19 protein-coding genes are annotated in these 20,973 nt (G+C 36.6%); 14 read left to right on the forward strand and 5 right to left on the reverse strand.

The genetic code is table 11. The features are described 5' to 3' along the window. Nucleotides 1-675 precede the first annotated feature (675 nt). From COJ96_RS13750 to fdhD, 5 genes are all read left to right on the forward strand, one after another. A complete protein-coding gene (locus tag COJ96_RS13750) occupies nucleotides 676-1,488 on the forward strand; it encodes a formate/nitrite transporter family protein (protein ID WP_098574162.1) in 813 nt (270 codons plus the stop codon). A gap of 60 nt (nucleotides 1,489-1,548) precedes the next feature. After that, nucleotides 1,549-4,521, forward strand: a complete 2,973-nt coding sequence (fdhF, locus tag COJ96_RS13755) for a formate dehydrogenase subunit alpha (RefSeq protein ID WP_098574164.1) — start codon at nucleotides 1,549-1,551, stop codon at nucleotides 4,519-4,521. Beyond that, complete coding sequence (locus COJ96_RS13760) at nucleotides 4,521-5,000, forward strand: helical membrane plugin domain-containing protein (protein WP_098574166.1); 480 nt, start codon at nucleotides 4,521-4,523, stop codon at nucleotides 4,998-5,000. Before fdhF ends, COJ96_RS13760 begins: the two co-directional genes overlap by 1 nt. A 91-nt stretch (nucleotides 5,001-5,091) precedes the next feature. After that, the gene (locus tag COJ96_RS13765) at nucleotides 5,092-5,448 is read left to right on the forward strand and encodes a Na-translocating system protein MpsC family protein (RefSeq protein WP_098574168.1); all 357 of its coding nucleotides are present in this window, start codon (nucleotides 5,092-5,094) and stop codon (nucleotides 5,446-5,448) included. A 16-nt stretch (nucleotides 5,449-5,464) separates the two neighbouring features. Further along, nucleotides 5,465-6,280: a formate dehydrogenase accessory sulfurtransferase FdhD gene (gene fdhD / locus COJ96_RS13770; RefSeq protein WP_098574170.1), complete on the forward strand. Its 816-nt coding sequence runs from the start codon at nucleotides 5,465-5,467 to the stop codon at nucleotides 6,278-6,280. Between the two features lie 149 nt (nucleotides 6,281-6,429). Here fdhD and COJ96_RS13775 read toward each other — a convergent pair whose 3' ends face one another. The 3 genes from COJ96_RS13775 to COJ96_RS13785 all read right to left on the reverse strand — a co-directional run bounded on the left by COJ96_RS13775 (nucleotide 6,430) and on the right by COJ96_RS13785 (nucleotide 10,027). Beyond that, nucleotides 6,430-7,089 carry a VOC family protein gene (locus COJ96_RS13775; protein WP_142333003.1) on the reverse strand — a complete coding sequence of 220 codons (660 nt, stop codon included), beginning with the start codon at nucleotides 7,087-7,089 and terminating at the stop codon, nucleotides 6,430-6,432. Between the two features lie 457 nt (nucleotides 7,090-7,546). Further along, nucleotides 7,547-9,226 (reverse strand): Ig-like domain-containing protein, encoded by a 1,680-nt coding sequence (locus tag COJ96_RS13780; protein WP_257148519.1) that lies wholly within the window; start codon nucleotides 9,224-9,226, stop codon nucleotides 7,547-7,549. 231 nt (nucleotides 9,227-9,457) lie between these two features. Beyond that, entirely contained in the window at nucleotides 9,458-10,027 is a 570-nt protein-coding gene (locus COJ96_RS13785; RefSeq protein WP_098574177.1) for a dihydrofolate reductase family protein, read from the reverse strand. 273 nt (nucleotides 10,028-10,300) lie between these two features. Here COJ96_RS13785 and COJ96_RS13790 point away from each other — a divergent pair, with 273 nt between their 5' ends. Beyond that, nucleotides 10,301-10,894 (forward strand): thermonuclease family protein, encoded by a 594-nt coding sequence (locus COJ96_RS13790; RefSeq protein WP_098574179.1) that lies wholly within the window; start codon nucleotides 10,301-10,303, stop codon nucleotides 10,892-10,894. A gap of 272 nt (nucleotides 10,895-11,166) precedes the next feature. Here the strand turns inward: COJ96_RS13790 and COJ96_RS13795 are convergent, their stop codons facing one another. Next, nucleotides 11,167-12,075: a metal ABC transporter substrate-binding protein gene (locus COJ96_RS13795; RefSeq protein ID WP_142333004.1), complete on the reverse strand. Its 909-nt coding sequence runs from the start codon at nucleotides 12,073-12,075 to the stop codon at nucleotides 11,167-11,169. A 259-nt stretch (nucleotides 12,076-12,334) separates the two neighbouring features. Between COJ96_RS13795 and COJ96_RS13800 the strand changes: the two genes are divergently transcribed. The 7 genes from COJ96_RS13800 (at nucleotide 12,335) to COJ96_RS13835 (ending at nucleotide 19,108) form a co-directional block, all read left to right on the forward strand. Further along, on the forward strand, nucleotides 12,335-13,339 hold the full coding sequence (locus COJ96_RS13800) for a permease (protein WP_306460594.1): 1,005 nt from the start codon (nucleotides 12,335-12,337) through the stop codon (nucleotides 13,337-13,339). Between the two features lie 72 nt (nucleotides 13,340-13,411). Then, on the forward strand, nucleotides 13,412-14,281 hold the full coding sequence (locus tag COJ96_RS13805) for a TIGR03943 family putative permease subunit (protein ID WP_373561697.1): 870 nt from the start codon (nucleotides 13,412-13,414) through the stop codon (nucleotides 14,279-14,281). Nucleotides 14,282-14,589: 308 nt separating this feature from the next. Continuing rightward, nucleotides 14,590-15,459, forward strand: coding sequence for a permease (locus COJ96_RS13810; protein ID WP_098574185.1), 870 nt, complete (start codon nucleotides 14,590-14,592; stop codon nucleotides 15,457-15,459). Nucleotides 15,460-15,469: 10 nt separating this feature from the next. After that, nucleotides 15,470-16,369 (forward strand): TIGR03943 family putative permease subunit, encoded by a 900-nt coding sequence (locus COJ96_RS13815; RefSeq protein ID WP_257148520.1) that lies wholly within the window; start codon nucleotides 15,470-15,472, stop codon nucleotides 16,367-16,369. Between the two features lie 388 nt (nucleotides 16,370-16,757). Continuing rightward, nucleotides 16,758-17,117, forward strand: a complete 360-nt coding sequence (locus tag COJ96_RS13820) for a rhodanese-like domain-containing protein (RefSeq protein WP_098574189.1) — start codon at nucleotides 16,758-16,760, stop codon at nucleotides 17,115-17,117. Nucleotides 17,118-17,661: 544 nt separating this feature from the next. Continuing rightward, the gene (locus COJ96_RS13830; protein WP_098574192.1) at nucleotides 17,662-18,240 is read left to right on the forward strand and encodes a hypothetical protein; all 579 of its coding nucleotides are present in this window, start codon (nucleotides 17,662-17,664) and stop codon (nucleotides 18,238-18,240) included. A 169-nt stretch (nucleotides 18,241-18,409) separates the two neighbouring features. Continuing rightward, nucleotides 18,410-19,108 carry a YjjG family noncanonical pyrimidine nucleotidase gene (locus COJ96_RS13835; protein ID WP_098574194.1) on the forward strand — a complete coding sequence of 233 codons (699 nt, stop codon included), beginning with the start codon at nucleotides 18,410-18,412 and terminating at the stop codon, nucleotides 19,106-19,108. Nucleotides 19,109-19,150: 42 nt separating this feature from the next. Here the strand turns inward: COJ96_RS13835 and COJ96_RS13840 are convergent, their stop codons facing one another. Beyond that, nucleotides 19,151-19,693 carry a hypothetical protein gene (locus COJ96_RS13840; protein ID WP_257148521.1) on the reverse strand — a complete coding sequence of 181 codons (543 nt, stop codon included), beginning with the start codon at nucleotides 19,691-19,693 and terminating at the stop codon, nucleotides 19,151-19,153. A gap of 235 nt (nucleotides 19,694-19,928) precedes the next feature. Between COJ96_RS13840 and COJ96_RS13845 the strand changes: the two genes are divergently transcribed. Beyond that, complete coding sequence (locus tag COJ96_RS13845) at nucleotides 19,929-20,417, forward strand: GNAT family N-acetyltransferase (RefSeq protein ID WP_098574196.1); 489 nt, start codon at nucleotides 19,929-19,931, stop codon at nucleotides 20,415-20,417. Nucleotides 20,418-20,973: the final 556 nt, after the last annotated feature.

Here is a 20,973-nt window from a genome sequence, read left to right on the forward strand (position 1 = left end):
AAAATTAGGAATCCTGCTTTTTTTCATAAGAAAACAGACGGATAAGTTGCTCTGTTATTATTTAATGTTGATTTTCGTTTACGTGTGAGAATTCATAGGCGGAGAAATTCCGGTTAATGTAAATAGAAGAAGCTTAAGAAGTGGAAATAAGGGAAGATATTCCCTTTAACTGCTCTAAAATAAGACAAAATCCAACGATTTGGATCATATTAGGGGAAAAACTTCCTTTATTTATAGGGAAATATGGGTATTTCCCAATTTAAGTGGAATTTTTACCTTTATTTTCCCAACATCACAAAATCCACATTCAGTTATAACAAGAGTTAAAAATTTTAAACCAATAGTTGAAAAAAATTCGTAAAATGTTCACAAATCAATGAATCCATGTTACTATAAGAAAGGTTTATAGAGGATGGAACGTTCATTGATGTAAGTTAATAATAATTGACTGTATATCCTGTTCTTCCATTGTTTCTGTAGCGGGATGGATTGCTAGTATAATAAATGCTCAGTTATCAGCCCACTGTAAAACGGTCCATGTATGGCATGGAAACCGATTTATGGTGGGCTTTTTTGCGTTTTTATTTACACGTAAAAACAGTGTGCAAAGAGATCGGCTATAATCCCATTGTATGAACAAAAAGCTTTTACATTCAATTAACTGGAGGAAAAAATATGGCGTTTCATAGTTCGCAGCGTATTGCGGAATTAGCAGTGGATGCTGGCGCGAAAAAGGCATTCATGCGTGCTGAACATGCACTATTATTAGGATTCTTAGGTGGAGCTTTTATTGCACTTGGATTTTTATTAGATATTCGAGTCATTGCTGATCTGCCGAAAGAATGGGGGACCTTCAGCTCTCTATTGGGTGGAGCGGTTTTCCCAGTCGGCCTCATGTTAATCATTATTGCAGGCGGCGAATTGTTAACAGGGAATATGATGGCTCTTCCGATTGCTGTTCTAGCCAAGCGTGCGACACTTGCACAACTAGGTAGGAATTGGCTGCTAGTATTAATTAGTAACTTTATTGGAGCGATTTTCGTTGCCTATTTCTTTGGTCACATAGTAGGATTAACGGAATCTGGTCCATTTCTTACCAAAACTGTTGCGATTGCCCAAGCTAAAATAGATGAAACATTTATTAAAACCCTAATTTCTGCGATTGGTTGTAACTGGCTCGTTTGTTTGGGCGTTTGGCTTGCCTATGGTGCAGACGATATCGGTGGAAAAATATTAGCTATTTGGTTCCCGATTATGGGATTTGTAGCGATTGGTTTTCAGCACGTAGTGGCCAACATGTTTGTCATCCCGGCAGCGATCTTCGCGGGGCACTTCACATGGGCAGATTATATAGGAAACTTTATTCCAGTAGTTATCGGCAATGCAATTGGCGGCGGTGTTTTTGTAGCCTTGATCTATTGGACGGTTCACAAGGATTCTCTTCAATTATCATCTAAAGCAAAATCTAGTATTAAAAAAGCAAGTTAATAACTATTAATTTTTGTAGTTTAATAGATTTCTCTGTTTTTTTACTAAGGAGGACTTACTGTGAAGGAAAAAGTGAATGTTCTTATCAACGGAACAGCACACGAAGTAGAAAAAGGAACTCGTATTTTAGACTATTTACTAAAGCAGGAAATGGAGCATCCGCACATATGCTATTCCGAAGTTCTCGGACCGGTACAGAGCTGTGATACGTGTATGTGTGAAGTAAACGGCAGCATTATGCGAGCATGTTCCACTGTGGTCGAGGACGGAATGGACATTTTGACCTCCTCTGAGCTTGCAAAAGAAGCCCAAGAGGAAGCCATGGACCGTATTCTAGAAAACCATCTATTATATTGCACCGTATGTGATAATAACAATGGGAATTGTCGTGTACATAATACGGCAGAAATGATGGGAGTCGAACACCAAACTCGACCACATCGTTCAAAGGGCTATGAAGTAGATATGTCTCACCCGTTTTATCGCTATGACCCTGATCAATGTATTTTGTGCGGACGCTGTGTGGAAACCTGTCAGGATCTTCAAGTGAATGAAACACTAACTATTGACTGGGAAACCAATCAGCCGCGTGTCTTATGGGACGGTGGAAAAAGCATTAACGAATCATCATGTGTCTCCTGCGGTCAATGTGTGAGCGTTTGTCCATGTAACGCCTTAATGGAAAAATCCATGCTTGGTAATGCAGGATTTATGACAGGTATTTCCGATGACTTGCTTACACCCATGATTGATATCGTCAAAGCAGTAGAGCCGGATTATCAAACGATCATGGCCGTGTCAGAAGTAGAAGCAGCCATGCGTGAAGAGCGAATCGAAAAGACAAAAACCGTTTGTACATTCTGCGGTGTGGGTTGTTCCTTTGAAGTATGGACCAAAGACCGTGAAATTCTTAAAATTGAACCATCTGAAAATGCGCCAGTTAACAGTGTTTCCACTTGTGTAAAAGGGAAATTCGGCTGGGATTTTGTCAATTCACAAGAACGAATTACCACACCATTAATTCGAAAAGGTGATGTATTTGTAGAAGCAAGCTGGGACGAGGCTCTTTCACTCGTTGCGGAAAAACTCGGCGGGATCAAAGATACCTATGGCAGTGATGCGATTGGGTTTATTTCGTCATCTAAAATTACGAACGAGGAAAACTACCTGATTCAAAAGACGGCTCGTCAAGTATTTGGAACAAATAATGTAGATAACTGCTCTCGTTATTGCCAGTCACCTGCTTCATGGGGACTGCAGCAAACCGGAGGCATCGGCGGCGACTCTGGAACGATTCAGGATATCGCGGGTGCAGGGCTTGTCATCCTGGTGGGATGTGCGCCTGCAGAAGGACATCCTGTGCTTGCCACTCGTATTAAGCGTGCGCAAAAACTTCATGGGCAAAAATTAATCACCGTGGATGTGCGCAGACATGAAATGGGTGACCGTGCTGACTTGTTTGTTCGTCCAAAGCAAGGAACGGACTATGTATGGCTTTCCGCTATTACGAAGTATATCATTGACCAAGGTTGGCACGATGTGAAATTTATCACAGATCATGTTAATCACTATGATGAATTTTTGGATATGATGGAGCCTTATAGTTTGGAAGAGGCCGAGAAGATTACGGGTATTACAAAAGAAACATTAATCCGAATGGCTGAAATGATTCGTGATGCGGATGGAACAGTCATTTGTTGGGGAATGGGTGTAACGCAAAATATCGCGGGATCACATACATCTGTTGCCATAGCGAACCTGCTTCTGGCAACAGGAAACATGATGCGTCCGAACGCTGGTGCCTACCCATTACGAGGACATAATAATGTACAAGGTGCAGCTGACATGGGAACGATGCCAAATATCTTCCCTGGTTATCAATCAGTCACAAATATTGAAATCCGAGAAAAATTTGAGAAGGCTTATGGAGTGAAAATCTCTCCAAATCCTGGCCTTGACAATATTGAAATGCTTGGAGCTGTTGATAGAGGCGAGATGAAGGCAATGTACATCGCTGGGGAGGATATGGCATGGGTCGATGCTGATTCCAATCATACTCAGGCAATGCTTGCGAAGTTAGATTTCCTTGTCGTACAAGAAATCTTTTTAACAACAACCGCCCAATTTGCTGATGTAATTTTACCAGGCGCTCCATCTCTTGAAAAAGATGGAACGTTTACCAATACCGAACGTCGTGTGCAGCGCTTGTACCAAGCTTTACAGCCATTAGGAGATAGTAAACCGGACTGGTGGATTCTTACACAGCTCGCGAAAAAAATGGGCTTCGATTGGAATTATTCCCATCCAAGTGAGATTTTTGACGAAATGGCAAGCTTAACACCATTCTTCAGCCAGTGTAACTATGAGGTTCTTGAAGGATGGAACAGCTTTCACTGGGGCTCCCTTGATGGATCAAACACGCCACTGCTTTTCCAAGACGGCTTTAATTTCCCTGATAAAAAAGCACGGTTTGGTTTATTCGATTATGTACCGCCTATGGAGTTCCCGCAAGAGTTCGATCTCGCATTGGATAATGGACGATTGTTGGAGCACTTCCACGAAGGAAACTTAACACAAAAATCAGAGGGACTTAACTACAAATTCCCGAAAGTGTTTGTGGAAGTATCTCCGGAATTGGCAAAAGAACGCAGTGTAAAGGACGGTTCATTTGTACGTCTTGTATCACCATACGGTGCCATTAAACTCCCTGTTCTTGTAACCGATCGTGTGGAAGGAAAAACGGTTTATGTGCCAATGCATTCCTCAAGCCACGAGAGTGCGGTGAACCTGCTGACTGGTGGAGCAGTGGATGTCGTAACACATACACCAGCGTACAAACAAACAAAAGTGCGGATGGAAGTCCTTGAACAGAATGGTGAAAATCCACTTCCAAGGTATAATCCACGTAATGCCACTCGTACACCGCAAATGGGGCTTGAAATCTACCGCAAGTGGGAACGCGGGGATTACACTCCGATTGCAGAAGTAAACGAGCATATTAACCCTGGTTTCTATGACAGGAGGAATGCGTAATGGCTCAGCCGATTAAAGTCATTCAAAAAACAGAAATGACAGAAGAACAAAAAAAAATGCAATCCCTGGAGAATCTTCTCTGCGGAGTTGCAGAAAATAAAGATTCGCTTCTTGAGACAATGAATCTGCTCCAGGAATTACATGATAGTGGGATCCTAGACGCTTTTGGAAGTCTTCTAAAAGCGAAAGAGAAAGCAGCAAAAATTGCGGTCCATCAGTTTACACGTGAGCCTGTCACAAACATGATCAATAATGCGATGGCTGCAGGTGGAATTCTGACTGAGCTGGATCCCGAAACAACAAGTAAGCTCGCTAAAAGCTTAACGGCTGGCTTGAAAAAGGCGGAGCAGGGATTAAAAGAGGATTCGAAGATTGGCATCTTTGATTTAATGAAAGCCTTAAAGGATCCTGATATTAATCGTGTCTTAGGATTTGGATTTAACCTTTTAAAAGGTATGGGTGAAGGATTAAAAGAGTAGGATGAAAGACAAAATACAACCCATTCGTTATAGTCATGAATGGGTTTCCTTTTTAGAATCAAACTAACTGGTATAGATAGGGAGGACAGTCATGCCAAAGAATCTGGAGCATCAATTTAGTATGCTTGTTCGGGAAATTAGAAAAGAATATGTCGGCAATGGTCCAAAGGAAATCACCACTAAATTTATCGGTTCTTGGGCGATCAGTGAAATGAAAGGGAACCTGACAAATGTGGAGAAGTTTATGATTACTTCCGAAAATGGCGAACAGATGGTCCATGAAACGAGAACGAGATTTGTAAAGGAAATCTATAAAAAACCTGAGGTCCTTAAACGGTTTGAAAACCTGATGGGTACAAAAGTAGTACGGTTATTTTCTGATATTAATATAGATGAAGATATTGCCATGACTGTTTTTGTTTTTGACCAGCAGATCGCGGGAAAGTAATTAGGAGTGAAAAAGCATGGATCAGCCAATGAAAAGGGAAAGCAATATATGGCGGTACGAGGCAGGGGCCATACACAAAATAACGGATACCATCGTTACGGAATATCCGATTACCATTGTTCTGAATGACCAAGAATTCGCAACACTTGTTTGCAGCCCTGAGCACATTGAAGAACTAGTCGTTGGCTTTTTGGCATCTGAAGGGATTATCAGAAATATTACGGAAATTAAAGAGCTAACGATTATAGAAGCGACAGGCCGTGCGATTGTCAATACGCATAAGGTAAACAAATTAAACGAGTTGTTCCATTCCAAACGAGTTGTCACATCTTGCTGTGGAAAAAGCCGTCAAAGCTTTTATTTTTATAATGATGCTAGAACCGTTAAGCCGCTGGAAAACGTAGATGCTACAATTTCTATTGAGCAATGCTTTCATTTAATGCGACTAATGCAGGAGTCGTCCGTTATCTTCCAGGATACAGGGGGCGTTCACAATGCGGCCCTTTGTGACACTAACGGCATCATCGTCGACAGAACGGACATAGGACGCCACAATGCCCTTGATAAGATCTATGGTCATTGCTTGCAATATTCCATTTCTCTTTCAGATAAAATTATTGTTTTTAGTGGACGTATCTCCTCGGAGGTATTACTAAAGGTAGCCAAAATAGGCTGCGGCATCGTTCTATCAAAATCAGCTCCCACCGAACTGGCCCTAAGGCTGGCGGAAGAGCTTCAAATTACGACCGTTGGTTTTCTTCGCAATCATTCTTTAAATATTTATACAAGACCGGATCGTATTGAGGTACAGGGGGTTCAATCACTTACTTAAAGAAGTGCCGTTTCATCATTGGAGCGGTGCTTTTCTAATGTTAATTTTAGGATAGCCTTTGGCAAACGAAACGTTGGATCCGAAAATTAAAGGAAATTAACAAGGGACTTCAAAAGAGAAGTCCCTTTAAAATTAAAATCAATAATCTACTACTTCGAATTTATAACATAACCCTCATATATTATATTGTGTTGTTTGCCTGTTTCTATTGCAATCTTTAATGGTTGATAATCTGCAATGATATCTGACATAAACCATTGTCTACCTTTAGATACAGCAATTATAAGCCCATTCTCGTCTCCAATGGTACTAAATGTTGGAGATGGCGGTCTCCACGTAGTTAAACCAAAAGAAGAATGAAGTACATCTACTGCTCCTAATACGTCTTCAAATGGAAGCCCGATTTCACTAATGTTCAAGATATCCTTATATGTGAAAGGACCTGGTGTCGAGTTTAATAAGTTATGACGTGCAATAAACTCTAAAATATTACCTGCAGGATCTTCAAAATATAAGGAATGAGCATTCCAACTCTCAAAATGAATAACATATTCATCCTCATATTTAATTAAATCGACTTTTGATGAAAGCCAGTGCATTGCTTCGTCTATTTTATTATTTGGAATGTTAAATGCGAAGTGAAACTTAGTATTATTCTCACTTAGATGAAATGTTAATACCGTTTCTCCTGCATGCACCGAGAAGTTTTGTCTTGTTTGATTTATTAATGGTAGTTCTAAAACTTGTAAATAAAACTTTTTCATCTCTTCAAAATTAGAAGTGTCTAAATCTAAGTTTGTTATCTTCATAACTATAACCTCTTTCATCAGATGAATAAATTGTATATTGGAAATTTTAAGATAAATCACAAGATTAATCCCCCATAATTGGATGTAATTTACCTCAGACTTTTGGCTGAGATCAATGAGTAAAAAATTAGAAAGGTAAGGTTCGCGTCAAACAGCAGCAGGAGAAATTCCAAGATAAATTATTAACAACTTTTGTAAGGTTAAAGTGAAGATAGAGAAAATGATGTGATTTCGTTTCGGGACATGAAGAAGGAATTCGAGAGTGTTCCTGCTATAGCGGGGAATTTTAAGAGGGAGAAATGAAAGTGAGAGAGTCGAACAAACCCACATCTAGGATGGTTTAATCGGTACAGTCAAGCAAAGCTTCAACAAGCTTTGCACTTCTCCACTTTTATATCCAGATTACAAAAAAAAATACGATGCAATAAGAGATTCACTTCTTATCGCATCGTATGGATTATTTTACGACTTTAATCGTCCGGTATTTTTTATTACCAGCCTTATCAATCACGTAAACTTTTAAATAAGTATTAGCTTTCTGAGTTTTTATAGCTACTGAAAATTTGCCATTTGAATAAACCGACCCTTTGCCAATAAGTGTACTTCCTCTATAGATTTTCACTGAAGCGTATTTTTCTGCGCTTCCAGTTACCGTTTTAGATTTAGAAGTGACCTTATTAACACTTTGAATAGCTGGCGGCGTCTTATCAACGACTTTTAAACTCTTTGGTGCACTTACATATCCTACTTTATCTGTGGCAGTTACACTAATTGTTGTTCCGGCTTTTTGCTTCGAAATCGTAAATTTGTAGATGCCGTTTGATGCCGTCGTTGTGTTTTTTTGGTACTTACCGTTGATTGATAATTTCACTGTGGATCCAGCTTCAGCTTTCCCTGTTACAGTAGTCGAAAGATCTGAAACACTATTCATCGATGGTGTAACGGGTCTAGTTTTATCAATTGTAAATTTAATTGTAGTTGTGTTACTCTCTTCATCTTTTACAACTAACGTGTATTTGCCGTCTTTTGTAACTGTAGCACCATTTTTGAAAATAGCTCCATTTAATAAGGCGGTACCTTCATCAAAAGTAATCTTTACATCCTTATTATAATTCGAATTATTTTTAACCCCAGTTACAATTGGAGAAACGAAATCTTTCTTTTTCGCTAGATAAGCAGATGAGATATAACCTGATAATGCTCCATCAGTAGATTTAACTGGGAACCAAACATAGTGCTTTTCATTATAATCTTCGCTACCTAGTTTAGTGTATTCAAAATCTCCAGTGATAATAAACGTCTTATTTAAAGGTTGTTCACTTCCATTTGAGTCACTAGTAGGGTGAACCTCCCTTAATTTCGTCTTATTTTCAGTAACTATTACAACGTCACCTTTTTTCAGTAAATAACCTGACTCATGGAGCACATCAGTTAAAACATAGTCAAATTTATTAAACTTAAAACCTGTACTGAAATCTGTTTTGTATTCAAAATCATTATACTCAAATGGATATTGAACTAATTTTGTATCATCATAAAAGCTTTGTCTTTCAATTTTACTAAATACCTGATCTTGATATGTATACCAATTTCTAGCTCCATCGCTACGGAATATTGGGCTGTTCGATGGCACTATGCCATTGTATGCCATGACAGGAAAATACCAATTTTCAATGATTTCTCTTCCCGCACCCGCTATTCTAGGTATTCTAGGAACACTAGAAGGATTTTGTAATTTATACTTTTCATTTAAAATATTAACGCCTGTCTCAATATTATAAATAATGTCGTCCGTGAGTCTTTTAAGTGTTTCTTCAGTTGGGTCTTTAAGGGTAACTTGCATAATACCGATTCCATTTTTATCGTCAGAAACAACTTCACCGTTTTCATCAAACTGCCTCCAAGCAGATTCTTGCTCAGCGACTGCTTTTACAACTTCAGGTGGTATATTCTTACTTAATGCAGCGTTCGTTAATAAACAATTAATTTGTTGATAAGATGGATTTTTACCTGTTTGAATATCACCCATTGACAAACATTTTGTAGCCCAATCCATTTCTTCTGCTGATGCTTTTCCAGCAATTAAACCAACAGAAAGCGTTGTTAATAAACCTAATTTTAAAAAGATCGACTTCAATACTCCACTCCCTAATCTATGTAAATATTTGTCTATCAATCTATCTATTGTATCATAAATAGATTGATATCTTTTTATTTTCTCAATCATTAAAATAACAAAAAAAGTGACTCAGAAAATTGAGTCACACACAAATTATCGACAAATTAGTGAGTATCCCCTTAGTTGGAAAAGTGAAACTACTGTCAAGTATTACGGTGAAATAATATATCTTCGAGGTGAGAGATATTATTAGTTACCATCCCAATGATAGATTATTTGCACAACGCCAGACGAGAACGTTCTGGTATTAACCATTTTTAAATTTATTCTCTGTTTTAGATCAGCAAACAGCGGTTTTCCTTCTCCCAAAACAACCGGGTGAATAGATAATCTAAATTCATCAATAAGCCCTAATTTTATAAAAGTTGTAATGAGACTTGCTCCACCATATAGCCAGATGTCCTTCCCAGACTCTTTCTTCAATTGATTTACTTCTTCAAGAATATTATCATTTATAAATATGGCTTGATGATCAGGCTCTTTATGTGTTCTGGAAAACACATATTTCTTTTTACTATGAACCAATTTCCAGATTTCCTTTTCGGTATCAGGGTCTTCACTTTTTGGAAGATATTGTCCCCATAAATCGTAGCTTTTTCTACCATATAGAATAGTATCAATTTGATTCAAAAAATCAGTGAACCCCATATCAGGATCCATAATGCACCAATCAACCTCTCCATTTTTCCCTTCAATAAAACCATCTAAAGTAACTGCTAAATCTAAAATTATTCTTCTCTGTTTTATGGTATTTGTCATAACTCTTCATCCTTTTATCAATCAGATTTTTGATTCTTTCGCCCCGACGAATAAGGACTACGAAAGGATTAGATAATAGTAAGCTATACCTAATTCCGAATGTTTGTTCTTATCCTGATTTTATCAAAATTTCGGACAGGTATCAAATATCAACATTAAACCTATCCTATCCTTTTTCACTTTTTATTTCTATATAGAAGAGGGATGATGACTTAATCGCTGAAATCACGAGAAAACCTTGACTTGGAAGGGAGAACTAAGGAGGAGAAGAACATGAAGAAGAAATTAGCGGGAGGGGCCCTCATCGTAGCCGCATCCCTTTTTGCTATTCATCCTTCAGAATTAATCACAGGTGAAAATAGTTCAGAAAACCATATTCCAAAGAATGTGCCTACTGGAGAAGTAGTGGATCAGGCTCCTGAGCAAATTCCTTTTACACTAGTGGAAACCATCGATGGGGATACGATTAAAGCAAGAGTAAAGGGGAAGGTTGAAATTGTTCGTTATTTATTAGTTGATACGCCTGAAACAAAAAAGCCAGGAATGTGTGTCCAGCCATTTGCAGCGGAAGCTTTTCAAAGGAATAACGAGTTGGTAAAGGAAGGAAGTTTATCCTTGGAAGTTGAGGAGGGGACAAAAAGGGATGCTTACGGGAGATTGCTAGCATATGTATTTGTAGAAGGGCAGTCCGTTCAAGAAACGCTGATCAAGGAAGGTTATGCACGGGTAGCGTATATTATGGCTCCACCCTATAAATATCTTAACCTATATAAAACAGATGAAAATCTAGCAAAGAAGAGTAAATTAAAGATTTGGGGCACGAAGGAATATGTCTCGTATTACGGGTTTATTGGGTGTGTGCGATAAGGAAAAAGAGCTCTAATATACTAAAATAAAGGGTTCCGTCTTGAGGTGAATATCATATAAATGGCATTGAAAATGGCTTGCAAACTGACATCAGTATTGCAAGCCGTTGTCGGGTTTATGGAGCTTTATTGAAACCAAAATCTATCTTTTTCTTCAACTAAAGCACCCGTTAGCTTAAGTACAATCCTGCACAATCCAACCAAAAATATATAAAGAGGTTACTTAAAAGTTATTAGAATAAGGGCTCTTTAGAAGAACCCTAAATTAGATAACTAATCTAAAATCGATAATTTTAATGACTCCAGATTATTTTTCATAACATCTAAATAGTCTAAGCCCTTTTCTTGCTCTTTCTTCGTTAATCCCTCTAATGGATTTAATACTTCCGTTTTAGCACCTATTTCTTTTGCTAACGTTTCCGCCACTTTTGAAGATGTCATCTCCTCAAAATAAATAACTTCGGTATTTTTCTTCTTTGTTAGCTCTGTTAATTCGGTTAATTTTCCTAATGTTGGTTCGACATCTGGTGATATTCCTGCGATAGGAATTTGAGTCAATCCGTATTGTTTTGCCAAGTATCCAAATGCAGCATGTTGTGTAACAAATTCTTTCTTCTTGGCTTTATCGACAGTATCTTTATATAAGTTGTCCAAATCAGCTAGCTTCGCATTTAAAGCTTCTGCATTTTTTTGAAACTGATCTTTATTTTTTGGATCTGCCTGTTCTAAAGCCTTAGCAATATTGTTTACTTCTACCTGAGCTAGAACTGGGGAAAGCCAGACATGAGGATCTTTTGAAGATGTATGTTCCGAATGACCATGTTCCTCCTCATCCTCTGATTCGAGTGCATCCATCAATTTAATCCCATTAGCAGCCTCAACAACCTTTAAATTGGAATCATTAATACTTTTCAATACTTTTTCAGTCCAAAGCTCAAAGTATTGGCTATTGTATATAAAAACATCGGCGTTTTGAATTTTTATCATATCCTTTGCTGTCGGCTCCCAATCATGTGGTTCTGCACCATTTGGTATTAATAGTTCCACGTTTGCTGAACTGCAAGCCACCTCTTTTGTAAAATAGTACATCGGATAAAAAGTAGTGACAATTTGCAGTTTTTTAGATTCTACACTTGTTTTTTCATTTTTCGTTGACACTGTGTTAGAACAACCACTTACCATGAATAGAAAAATAATTACTGGGATTAAAATTTTTTTCACTACATTAACCTCCAAAGTTATGTTTAATTAGGAATTATTACGATTTAAGGAGCATAATTATTTTGTATAATTCAAGATTAATTGCAGTATGTAAATCGTAATTATTACGAATTAAATCTTATAACGATTATTTATTTATGTCAATCATCAAATTTTAATGAAATGAATTAACTAGAACTGCATATCCATATGATAGGAATGATAGATTTGAGGAGGTAGAATGGTTGTGAGCTTTATAAATAAGATGGTAAAAGATAGCCTCGCTTTACTATTATTTTGTTTATTCCTTTTTCTATTTCTTTTTGCGGAGGAATTAAAAAACCTTTCTTTTTTTACTAGAATCCCTAGTACGTTTTTTAATGTCAATACCATTTTTCTTAGTATTATTTTAGAAGCAATTCCATTTATTTTACTGGGTGTATTTGTATCAGCTATTATCCAATCATTTGTTTCCGAAAATGTAATCCGAAGGGTTGTGCCCTGTAATGCCTATTTAGCCCTTATACCTGCTGCTTTACTTGGAATAATCTTTCCTATATGTGAGTGTGCCATTGTTCCTGTCGTGCACAGGTTAATAAAAAAAGGTATGCCTTCACATGTAGGCGTTGTATTTATGCTTAGTGTTCCAATCTTAAACCCTGTGGTGTATGCGTCTACTTATTTTGCATTTAAAAGCACACCTTATGTAGCTAATGCAAGGATGCTTGTAGGATTTATTAGTTCCATTATTATTGGATTAATCATTTACAGACGTTTTAAAGGGGAAAATATTCTTAAAGTGCAGAAGGAAGACCATCATCACCACCACCACCAAAGAGGAAATAAACTATTAGAAACACTCTATCATGCTAGTGATGAATTATTTAATACAGGGAAGTATTTATTCATAGGTGCATTTCTTGCCAGTTTATTTCAAGCATTCTTAGACCGAAATACTCTCTTAACAATAGGGACAAGCACAACTTTTGCACCAATGGCTATGATGGGACTAGGATACGTCCTTTCAGTATGCTCTTCAGCAGATGCTTTTGTCGCATCGTCATTTGGTTCTACTTTTACAGAAGGTTCCATCCTTGCATTTCTTGTTTTCGGTCCAATGATTGATATAAAAAACACCTTAATGTTATACGGTTATTTTAAGAAAAAGTTTGTCTTATATCTACTATTGGTAACTCCTCTTGTCGTCTATTTTTCTGTTTATGTTTATCAGCTAATATTTTTATAAAAGGAGTGTCCAATGATGAGACCTAATAAAGTCCAAGATTTTTCTTTTCATCATCTTATCAGGGGAATCATTTTGATTGGATTTACGCTACTGATATTTAAATTACTTCTAACGAATAATATATCGCTTTTAATTGCACCAAAAATGATTCGATTTATTTATTTCACGCTCTTTATATGCCTTATTCTTGGAGTTCTTTTGATTATTAGAGGAACTTCAGGAAAGGATCATTCTTATCATTGTGATTGTGATGGGGATCATACTTATCCTTCCTCTTTCGGGAAAAGTGTGTTTCTTTATTTATTATTTATTATTCCTATAACCACAGGATTTCTTTTCTCAAACAATGTGCTGGGAAGCTCTGTTGCAATGAACAGAACAATTATTTTGGGAGCTAGCTCTCAACCGCCTAAACAAAATAAAACTACAAATTACATTCCAAAATTACCATCATCATCTATTTCCAATAAAACTACCACTTCAACTACCACACAAAGTGTTCTTGATAATCAACCTGAGCCTTTAACTCAAAAAGAATATGATGCTTTAAAGAATAAAATATTAAATGCTAATTCCATTAATATAGACGATAGCCAGTATGTAAACATAATGAACATTATTCAAGATAATCTAAATGCGTTGATTGGAAAAACGATAACCACAAAAGGATTTGTGTATCGGGAAAAAGAATTTATGCAAAACCAGATTATTGTTGCTCGATTTGGAATCACATGTTGTGTTGCCGATGCCTCGGTATATGGAATGATGGCAAAAGGAGAGGTAGCTGTATTACCGAAGGATAAATGGGTTCAAGTAACAGGAAAAATTGAGCAGACTCAATTTAATGGGGAGACAATTCCCGTTTTAAAAATTGACCAACTTTCAAAAATTAGTGCTCCGCAGCAGCCCTATGTGTTTGATTCAGGCATCAAAATTGAATAGCCTTTTATTTATTAATGAAAAAAATGATTACTCCATAAAATTAACAACAATTTTAAAGGCTTTTATTTTTATCTATTCATAAAATATTCATATTTAAGTAGTAGAATCATTTTTGGGTAAACGAACCATTACCTAACACAGAGAGATCCAGCCGTAATTGTGCTGGATTTTCTATTTCTAATTATTATTGGTTTCAAATAAAACATTTACATGGAAAATCAAAACATATCAAATTAGTGATAATTTTGATATGATAGAAGATGTTTTTTTAAAGAAACCAATTGTGTTTTATCACAGGAGGAATATGCATGGATCGATTATTACAATTGAATACGATCTTTATAAGTATTATCATTGAAGCATTCCCATTTATTGTCGTTGGGGCTTTTATTGCCGCACTGATAGAAGTTTTTGTTTCTGAAAATACACTGCTTAAAATTCTGCCAAAAAATAGATATTTATCTGTTGTTGCTGCTAGTTTTATGGGAGTATTATTTCCTGGATGTGAATGTGGGATTGTTCCCATCGTTTCGAGGCTCATAAAAAAGGGACTCGCTCCACATGCAGCCATTTCCTTTATGCTTTCTGGCCCTATTATCAATCCAATTGTTCTATTCGCTACATTTATTGCTTTCGGAGATAGCTGGAAGATGGTAGGGTACCGAGCAGGGTTAGCGATCGGTGTTTCTATTTTAGTTGGACTTGTATTATCTTTTGTCATAAAGGAGAATCCATTAAAGGAAAATAATGAAATACACACTCATGACCATTCTCACCAAAATACTAAACAAAAATTAATGAGTGTTTTTAATCACACCGTTAACGAATTTTTTAGTATGGGAAAATACGTAGTGCTGGGTGCACTAATTGCATCTTCTATGCAAGTTTATGTACCTACACGAATATTAACAACACTGGGCGGTACACACGTAACTGCTGTACTGGTAATGATGGCTTTAGCTTTTATCTTATCTATTTGTTCGGCAGCAGATGCTTTTGTAGCAGCATCTTTTCGTAATTTTTTTCCCCAAACTTCAGTTGTATCTTTCTTAGTGTTTGGCAATATGGTAGATATTAAAAATTTACTTATGATGTTTGGGTCTTTTAAGGTAAAATTTGCGGTTCTTTTAGTTTCATTAATTTCTTCATTTGTATTCATTGGTTCACTTCTTTTGTAAAGGATGTGGGATGATGTTTAAAGTCCTTATTTTAATACTTACTACAAACTTGTTTTTTATGCTGCATGCTACAGGAAACATTTCAAAATATATAAACATGAAATATAGCTTCTTATCTGAGAGTATGATTGTGATTTTATCCATCCTTACAGTTGGGGAAGGAATTAAATTATGGTTCTCTGGAGAAAAGAAAGAAGGACAAGATGATTGTGATTGTAGCCCTGGTCATCATGACCATGAACACCCTCATGAACACGGACATAAAAAAAAGAAACCATCTGCTGGAAAAAAGATAAAAAAGTTCTTGTCTTACACGCTTGTGCTGATTCCTGCTATTACTGGAGTGGTTTTGCCAGTGGCAACTCTTGATTCACAGCTTGTGGATGCAAAGGGGTTTTCATTTCCAACATTAGAGGACGGAAATAATCAGTACGGGACCCATCAAGTTCTAAATCCTGATATGAGTAAATTTATGAACCAAGCAGATTTTATGGATTTAGTCAGGAAAGAGTCTAAGTCCTATATTCCAAAGGATACTATTACTTTAACGGATAAAGATTATTTAGTCGGATTAGAAGTAATGTATAATTTTTCTGGGGCTTTTGCAGGGAAAACTCTTACCATGAAAGGTTTTACTTACAATGGTCCAGGAGAACAACCTAACCAGCTGTTTTTACTACGTTTTGGGCTCATTCATTGTGTCGCTGACTCTGGTGCCTTTGGAATGATGATTCAATTCCCGAAAAACGTCCACATTCCGAATGACCAATGGTATCAGGTAACAGGAACAATGGATACAGTTTATTATCCACAAATGAAAACTAAAATTCCTGTTTTAAAAGTAACAAGCTACAAAACCATTTCAAAACCGAATGACCCTTATGTTTACAGAAACACTTTGAGTTTATAAGAATTATCTGTGCCCCATTTTTAGGACAGTTTAAAAAAAGCGCCTAAGCGGCTAATAAGTGGCCCCGGTATTGAACCGGGGCCATTTTGTTTAAGCCCTTGCGAATTTAATGTAAATACAGGAAATGGATATGAATGCGGCAGATACATGGAATCTGGACATCCCTATAAATTAGACGACAGACCCTGGATAAATATTAAAGAATTTGATGCGGACCTATTACAAACAGTGATTAAACAGAGTATTTCATTTTTAAGGTAGTAAAACCTTGAAAAAATGCTATCTTGTATCATAAACTTGTAACAAGGATTGTTATGAGGACATTCCCGAATTGCTGTACGCTTTACTAAACAGTGATTCTGATTCAATAAATAAAGGAGTAGTTAACATGACGCTTAAAGTAATTTCGCCGAAAGCCCTTGATGAGAAACTTCAAAATAATGACCCTATCTTCCTCCTCGATGTACGTGCGGAAGAAAAATACAATGATTATCATATTACAGATCCAAATATCAAGAATCAGAATATCCCTAAGAATATCATCTTTGATCTTGAGGAAAATGGAGAAGAAGGGCTGCAATCTTTGCCCAAAAGCAGTGAGATTGTTATAACATGTACAACTGGAAATTCCGCCAGAAAATGTGCAGAAATTTTATCCAAAAAAGATTACCATGTTACATTACTTGACGGCGGGATTACCGCTTGGAAAGAATACATAGACACAAAACCAAAACACAAAGACAGGTAGAAAACACTAAGGAGAAGACAAACAAGGATAGGGCCAGATCCTCAACGTGCTATCGCCTAGCGCACTGAGGATCTGGCCCCATTTTCAGTTTATGAGATCCATCAATTATTTAATATTTGCGGCAGTGTTTCGGTGAACATCTCGACATACATAGCTACTAGCATAGTTATTGCGGGGATAGAAAGAATCACAAAGCTTACGTATGCAAGTTTCAGCCTACCCTTTGATTGGTCGACCCATTTTGTAAGGTACTCAAACAGTAATGCAAGAATGACAGATCCAATAAAAAATGATAATTTTCTTAACCACCTCACTGTTTACCTGTCCGTTCATGGCAATGTCTCCTTACTTAAAGAAAATGACTTACATTGTTTTTAGTATATTCAGACTGTTTTGTCCTAACAATAGGAATATTATTAAGCCATGCTTAAGGCACCAATCAAATGAAGAATGTTTGATAAATGTTGTTGAGCATAAAGAAAGGATCCCATCATGTAATACCAGACTTATCGTGTGATTGTCTATCATAAGGGAGGGATTAACAATGTCGGAACTCAATGTTCGTTATGGTCAATTATCGGATTTAAATAGCATGATTCAATTGGACCGAAAGCTGTATCCTCAAGATTGGCAAGTTGAGCGTGCATTTGTAGAACAATTACTTGAACGAAACAAAAGAGTGTATAAAATTGTAGCGGACAATGGAGAGTTAAAAGGCTATTGCAGTTTAATCCCCTTAGATAAAAGAATGTTTGATCAATTATTGTTTGGCCAAATAGATGAATCAAGAATTTGTCATCACGCATTAGCGTACAAGAAAGGGAAAGATGTGTATATTTATTTTTCTTCTATGATAGTCGATATTCTTCATGAAGATAGGAAGAAATACAGCAGGGCATTAATACTGGAATTGCTGGATTGGATTGAAGATATTCAAGGTACTGGAGTCGTAATAAAGGAATTCGGTATGATCGCGATTACAGAAGCAGGGAATCGAATCTGTCAACGTTTGGGATTTAAAAAGGCAGGGGAAGTAAAAGAGCATGGTGAAACCTACAACGTATATAAAGGAACGGTTGAGGATGTTAGAGCAGGAATAAAGGTAAAACATTTGATGGGATGAAGGGGAGATGGCCCATTGTTCATGGTGCCTGACACCATCTAGTATTTTTATCTTTTTTTGAACTCTACTGGTACTTCAAAAGGGAAGGTTTTATGGGGTCAAAATTATGGCACCTAGCGTTTTTCTACGTTAAAATATAAACGTATGAATGGTCAAAGGGGAAATGATCTTGAAAAAATATCAAACTTTACTTTTCGATGTAGATGATACGTTATTGGACTTTGCTGCGGCTGAAGAGCTAGCCTTGAATCTGTTGTTTGAAAGTCAGAATATCTCGCCAACAAAGGAAATGGAAGAAAATTATAAAAAAATAAATCAAAGACTGTGGAGATTGTTTGAAGAAGGAGAAATTTCCCGAGACGAAGTGGTCAATACCCGTTTTTCCCTTTTATTTCACGAATTAGGACATATGGCAGACGGTGTTTTATTAGAGAGTAATTATCGGGGCTATTTAGAGGAAGGCCACCAATTAATCAATGGAGCGTTTGAATTGGTTTCAGCACTACAGAATCATTATGAATTATATATTGTCACAAATGGTGTTTCAAAAACACAGGATAAGAGATTGCGTGATTCCGGTCTTCACCCATTATTTAAGGAGATCTTTGTCTCAGAAGATACAGGTTTCCAAAAACCAATGAAGGAATTTTTTGATTATGTGTTTGTTCGAATTCCTAATTTTTCACCAGAACAAGCTTTAATCATCGGTGATTCTCTAAGTTCTGATATTAAAGGCGGACAGCTTGCTGGAATTGATACTTGTTGGTTCAACCCGGATGCCAAACCAAACAATACTGGTATTCTTCCTACCTATGAAATTCATGATTTAAATGAACTTTATACAATTTTAAATTTGGAACAAAGATAATTTTAATAGCCGTCATGTGATTTTTCACATGACGGCCTTTTTTTATTTATTGTGGGAAGAATTGTTGAGGCTATCCATTTGTTCACCAGAGGACTCCTCAACTTCATCAATTGCTTTTTCGTCTGTGTCCATTTTTTTGTTATTCGTCTGAAACATATCTTTTGATACGATGTTAAGCTTATTAACAAAGCGATTAAACCCAAAACCTACAAAGAACGCAATGCTAATCGGTGCATAAGGGGTATCTTGATAATCCGTAAATTGAATCAAGAGTATACCGCTTTGGATAATTGTGACAGCCACGACTGCGGTACCGGTAGCAAAGATCGGATAAAAAATATACATAATCCATTTTCGATAATCGTGTAATTCGTCTTCCATATAGTGAGTACAGAACATGTATAGATGCCTAAGGGAGCCGCCAATGGCTCCAGCGAAAAAGTAATACAAGAAGATTTTGATATCAGTAATGAATGGAAGAAAATTTTCCAGTGCACCGGTGCCCAACATGCCGACCGCAAGGAAACTGCCAAAAAACAGAAGGGACAGATATGTTAAAATAACTGCTTTTAACCATCTCTTCATTCGTGACACCTCCACTTGCTGCCATCCTATGTATCTACGGTGTAAAATGCCACTGTACACTTTGATTGCAAATCGTCTTATGCTTTCTACTTGTGCGATCGGTGCAGTGATGCATTAAGAACTCCTTGTTAGAAAATTCAACAAATTTGGTGTCGAAATATATTCACTATATTATAATAACGAATATTAGAAATGAGAGTTTCTAAATTTCCTTTGGAAGAGGGTATAGAAGAAAATGAAAATAAAAATCGCAATAGATACGGATATTCCTGTTGTTTACAAACTTATGTTAGAAGCGTTTGAAGAATATCGAACCCTTGATGTTCCTTCTAGTGCATTAAATGAATCATTAGAAACATTACAAGAATCATTTAAGAATAATTCCGAGAAAGCTTTACTATGCTCGATAAATGGAGTTCCAGTTGGCTCCTGTAGATTTACAATGAAAGAGGATGCTTTATATTTTTCTCGGGTATCAGTTACACCAACAGCAAGAGGTAAAGGAATTGCAAAAGCTATGTTAGTGTGGCTCGAAAAATATGCTTACGACAATTTAATTGGGAAAATGGAATGTCGTGTCCGTGTGTCATTACCCAAAAATATTAGTTTGTATAACTCCTTGGGCTATATTATATCTAAAGAGGAAGTTGTGACAAACCCAAATGGCATTTTAGTGAACACGGTTGTAATGGAAAAAACTTTGATGAACAGTGTACCTCTATAATCTATATCGCTTTTGTCATGCAATATTCGCTACGGCAGTCATATTTTCGTTGTAATGTAAAGGGGCAGAATAGCTAAATAAAGGAGGAGTTATAATAAGTTAAATAATTCCCTTGGGAAAAAGAGGTATTAATATGACAATGAAAAATCAGTGGTTACTTAATATTGTAATGGTAATACTCTCATGGCATTCAACGTATTGTTGAAAAATTGAAACAAGAAAATAAATAAACGAAATAATGAATAAAGGGGATGATACATATAACAGGTTTAATATGTATCATCCCTATTGTAGGTGAAAGGATTTAAAATATGATTTCATTTATTTTAACTTTAAAAAGACTTTTATCAGCCCTTAGAAAATTAGCAAAGGACTCATTATTTCGTACATTATTAGGGACATTAGCCGTTATTTTATTATCCGGAACGATTTTCTACTATACAAACTGAAGGATGGGCTTTGCTTGATTCTCTATACTTTGCCTTTATTAGCCTATTGCCAACTAGTATGGAAACAGGACTGATTCCAGAGGCAACGTGTCCGCTGCCATTTTCAA

Origin of the sequence: Bacillus sp. AFS073361 (assembly GCF_002567005.1) — a bacterium.
Taxonomy (GTDB): Bacteria; Bacillota; Bacilli; order Bacillales; family Cytobacillaceae; genus Neobacillus.

What these genes read in the sequence shown, in the direction of transcription:
- COJ96_RS13840 (WP_257148521.1), bottom strand. Translation starts at nt 19,693, where the DNA reads ATGAAGAGATGGTTAAAAGCAGTTATTTTAACATATCTGTCCCTTCTG.
- fdhD (WP_098574170.1), top strand. Translation starts at nt 5,465, where the DNA reads ATGGATCAGCCAATGAAAAGGGAAAGCAATATATGGCGGTACGAGGCA.
- COJ96_RS13810 (WP_098574185.1), top strand. Translation starts at nt 14,590, where the DNA reads ATGGATCGATTATTACAATTGAATACGATCTTTATAAGTATTATCATT.
- COJ96_RS13845 (WP_098574196.1), top strand. Translation starts at nt 19,929, where the DNA reads ATGAAAATAAAAATCGCAATAGATACGGATATTCCTGTTGTTTACAAA.
- COJ96_RS13820 (WP_098574189.1), top strand. Translation starts at nt 16,758, where the DNA reads ATGACGCTTAAAGTAATTTCGCCGAAAGCCCTTGATGAGAAACTTCAA.
- COJ96_RS13815 (WP_257148520.1), top strand. Translation starts at nt 15,470, where the DNA reads ATGATGTTTAAAGTCCTTATTTTAATACTTACTACAAACTTGTTTTTT.
- COJ96_RS13795 (WP_142333004.1), bottom strand. Translation starts at nt 12,075, where the DNA reads ATGGTAAGTGGTTGTTCTAACACAGTGTCAACGAAAAATGAAAAAACA.
- COJ96_RS13760 (WP_098574166.1), top strand. Translation starts at nt 4,521, where the DNA reads ATGGCTCAGCCGATTAAAGTCATTCAAAAAACAGAAATGACAGAAGAA.
- COJ96_RS13790 (WP_098574179.1), top strand. Translation starts at nt 10,301, where the DNA reads ATGAAGAAGAAATTAGCGGGAGGGGCCCTCATCGTAGCCGCATCCCTT.
- COJ96_RS13750 (WP_098574162.1), top strand. Translation starts at nt 676, where the DNA reads ATGGCGTTTCATAGTTCGCAGCGTATTGCGGAATTAGCAGTGGATGCT.
- COJ96_RS13785 (WP_098574177.1), bottom strand. Translation starts at nt 10,027, where the DNA reads ATGACAAATACCATAAAACAGAGAAGAATAATTTTAGATTTAGCAGTT.
- COJ96_RS13830 (WP_098574192.1), top strand. Translation starts at nt 17,662, where the DNA reads ATGTCGGAACTCAATGTTCGTTATGGTCAATTATCGGATTTAAATAGC.
- COJ96_RS13800 (WP_306460594.1), top strand. Translation starts at nt 12,335, where the DNA reads ATGGTTGTGAGCTTTATAAATAAGATGGTAAAAGATAGCCTCGCTTTA.
- COJ96_RS13765 (WP_098574168.1), top strand. Translation starts at nt 5,092, where the DNA reads ATGCCAAAGAATCTGGAGCATCAATTTAGTATGCTTGTTCGGGAAATT.
- COJ96_RS13775 (WP_142333003.1), bottom strand. Translation starts at nt 7,089, where the DNA reads ATGAAGATAACAAACTTAGATTTAGACACTTCTAATTTTGAAGAGATG.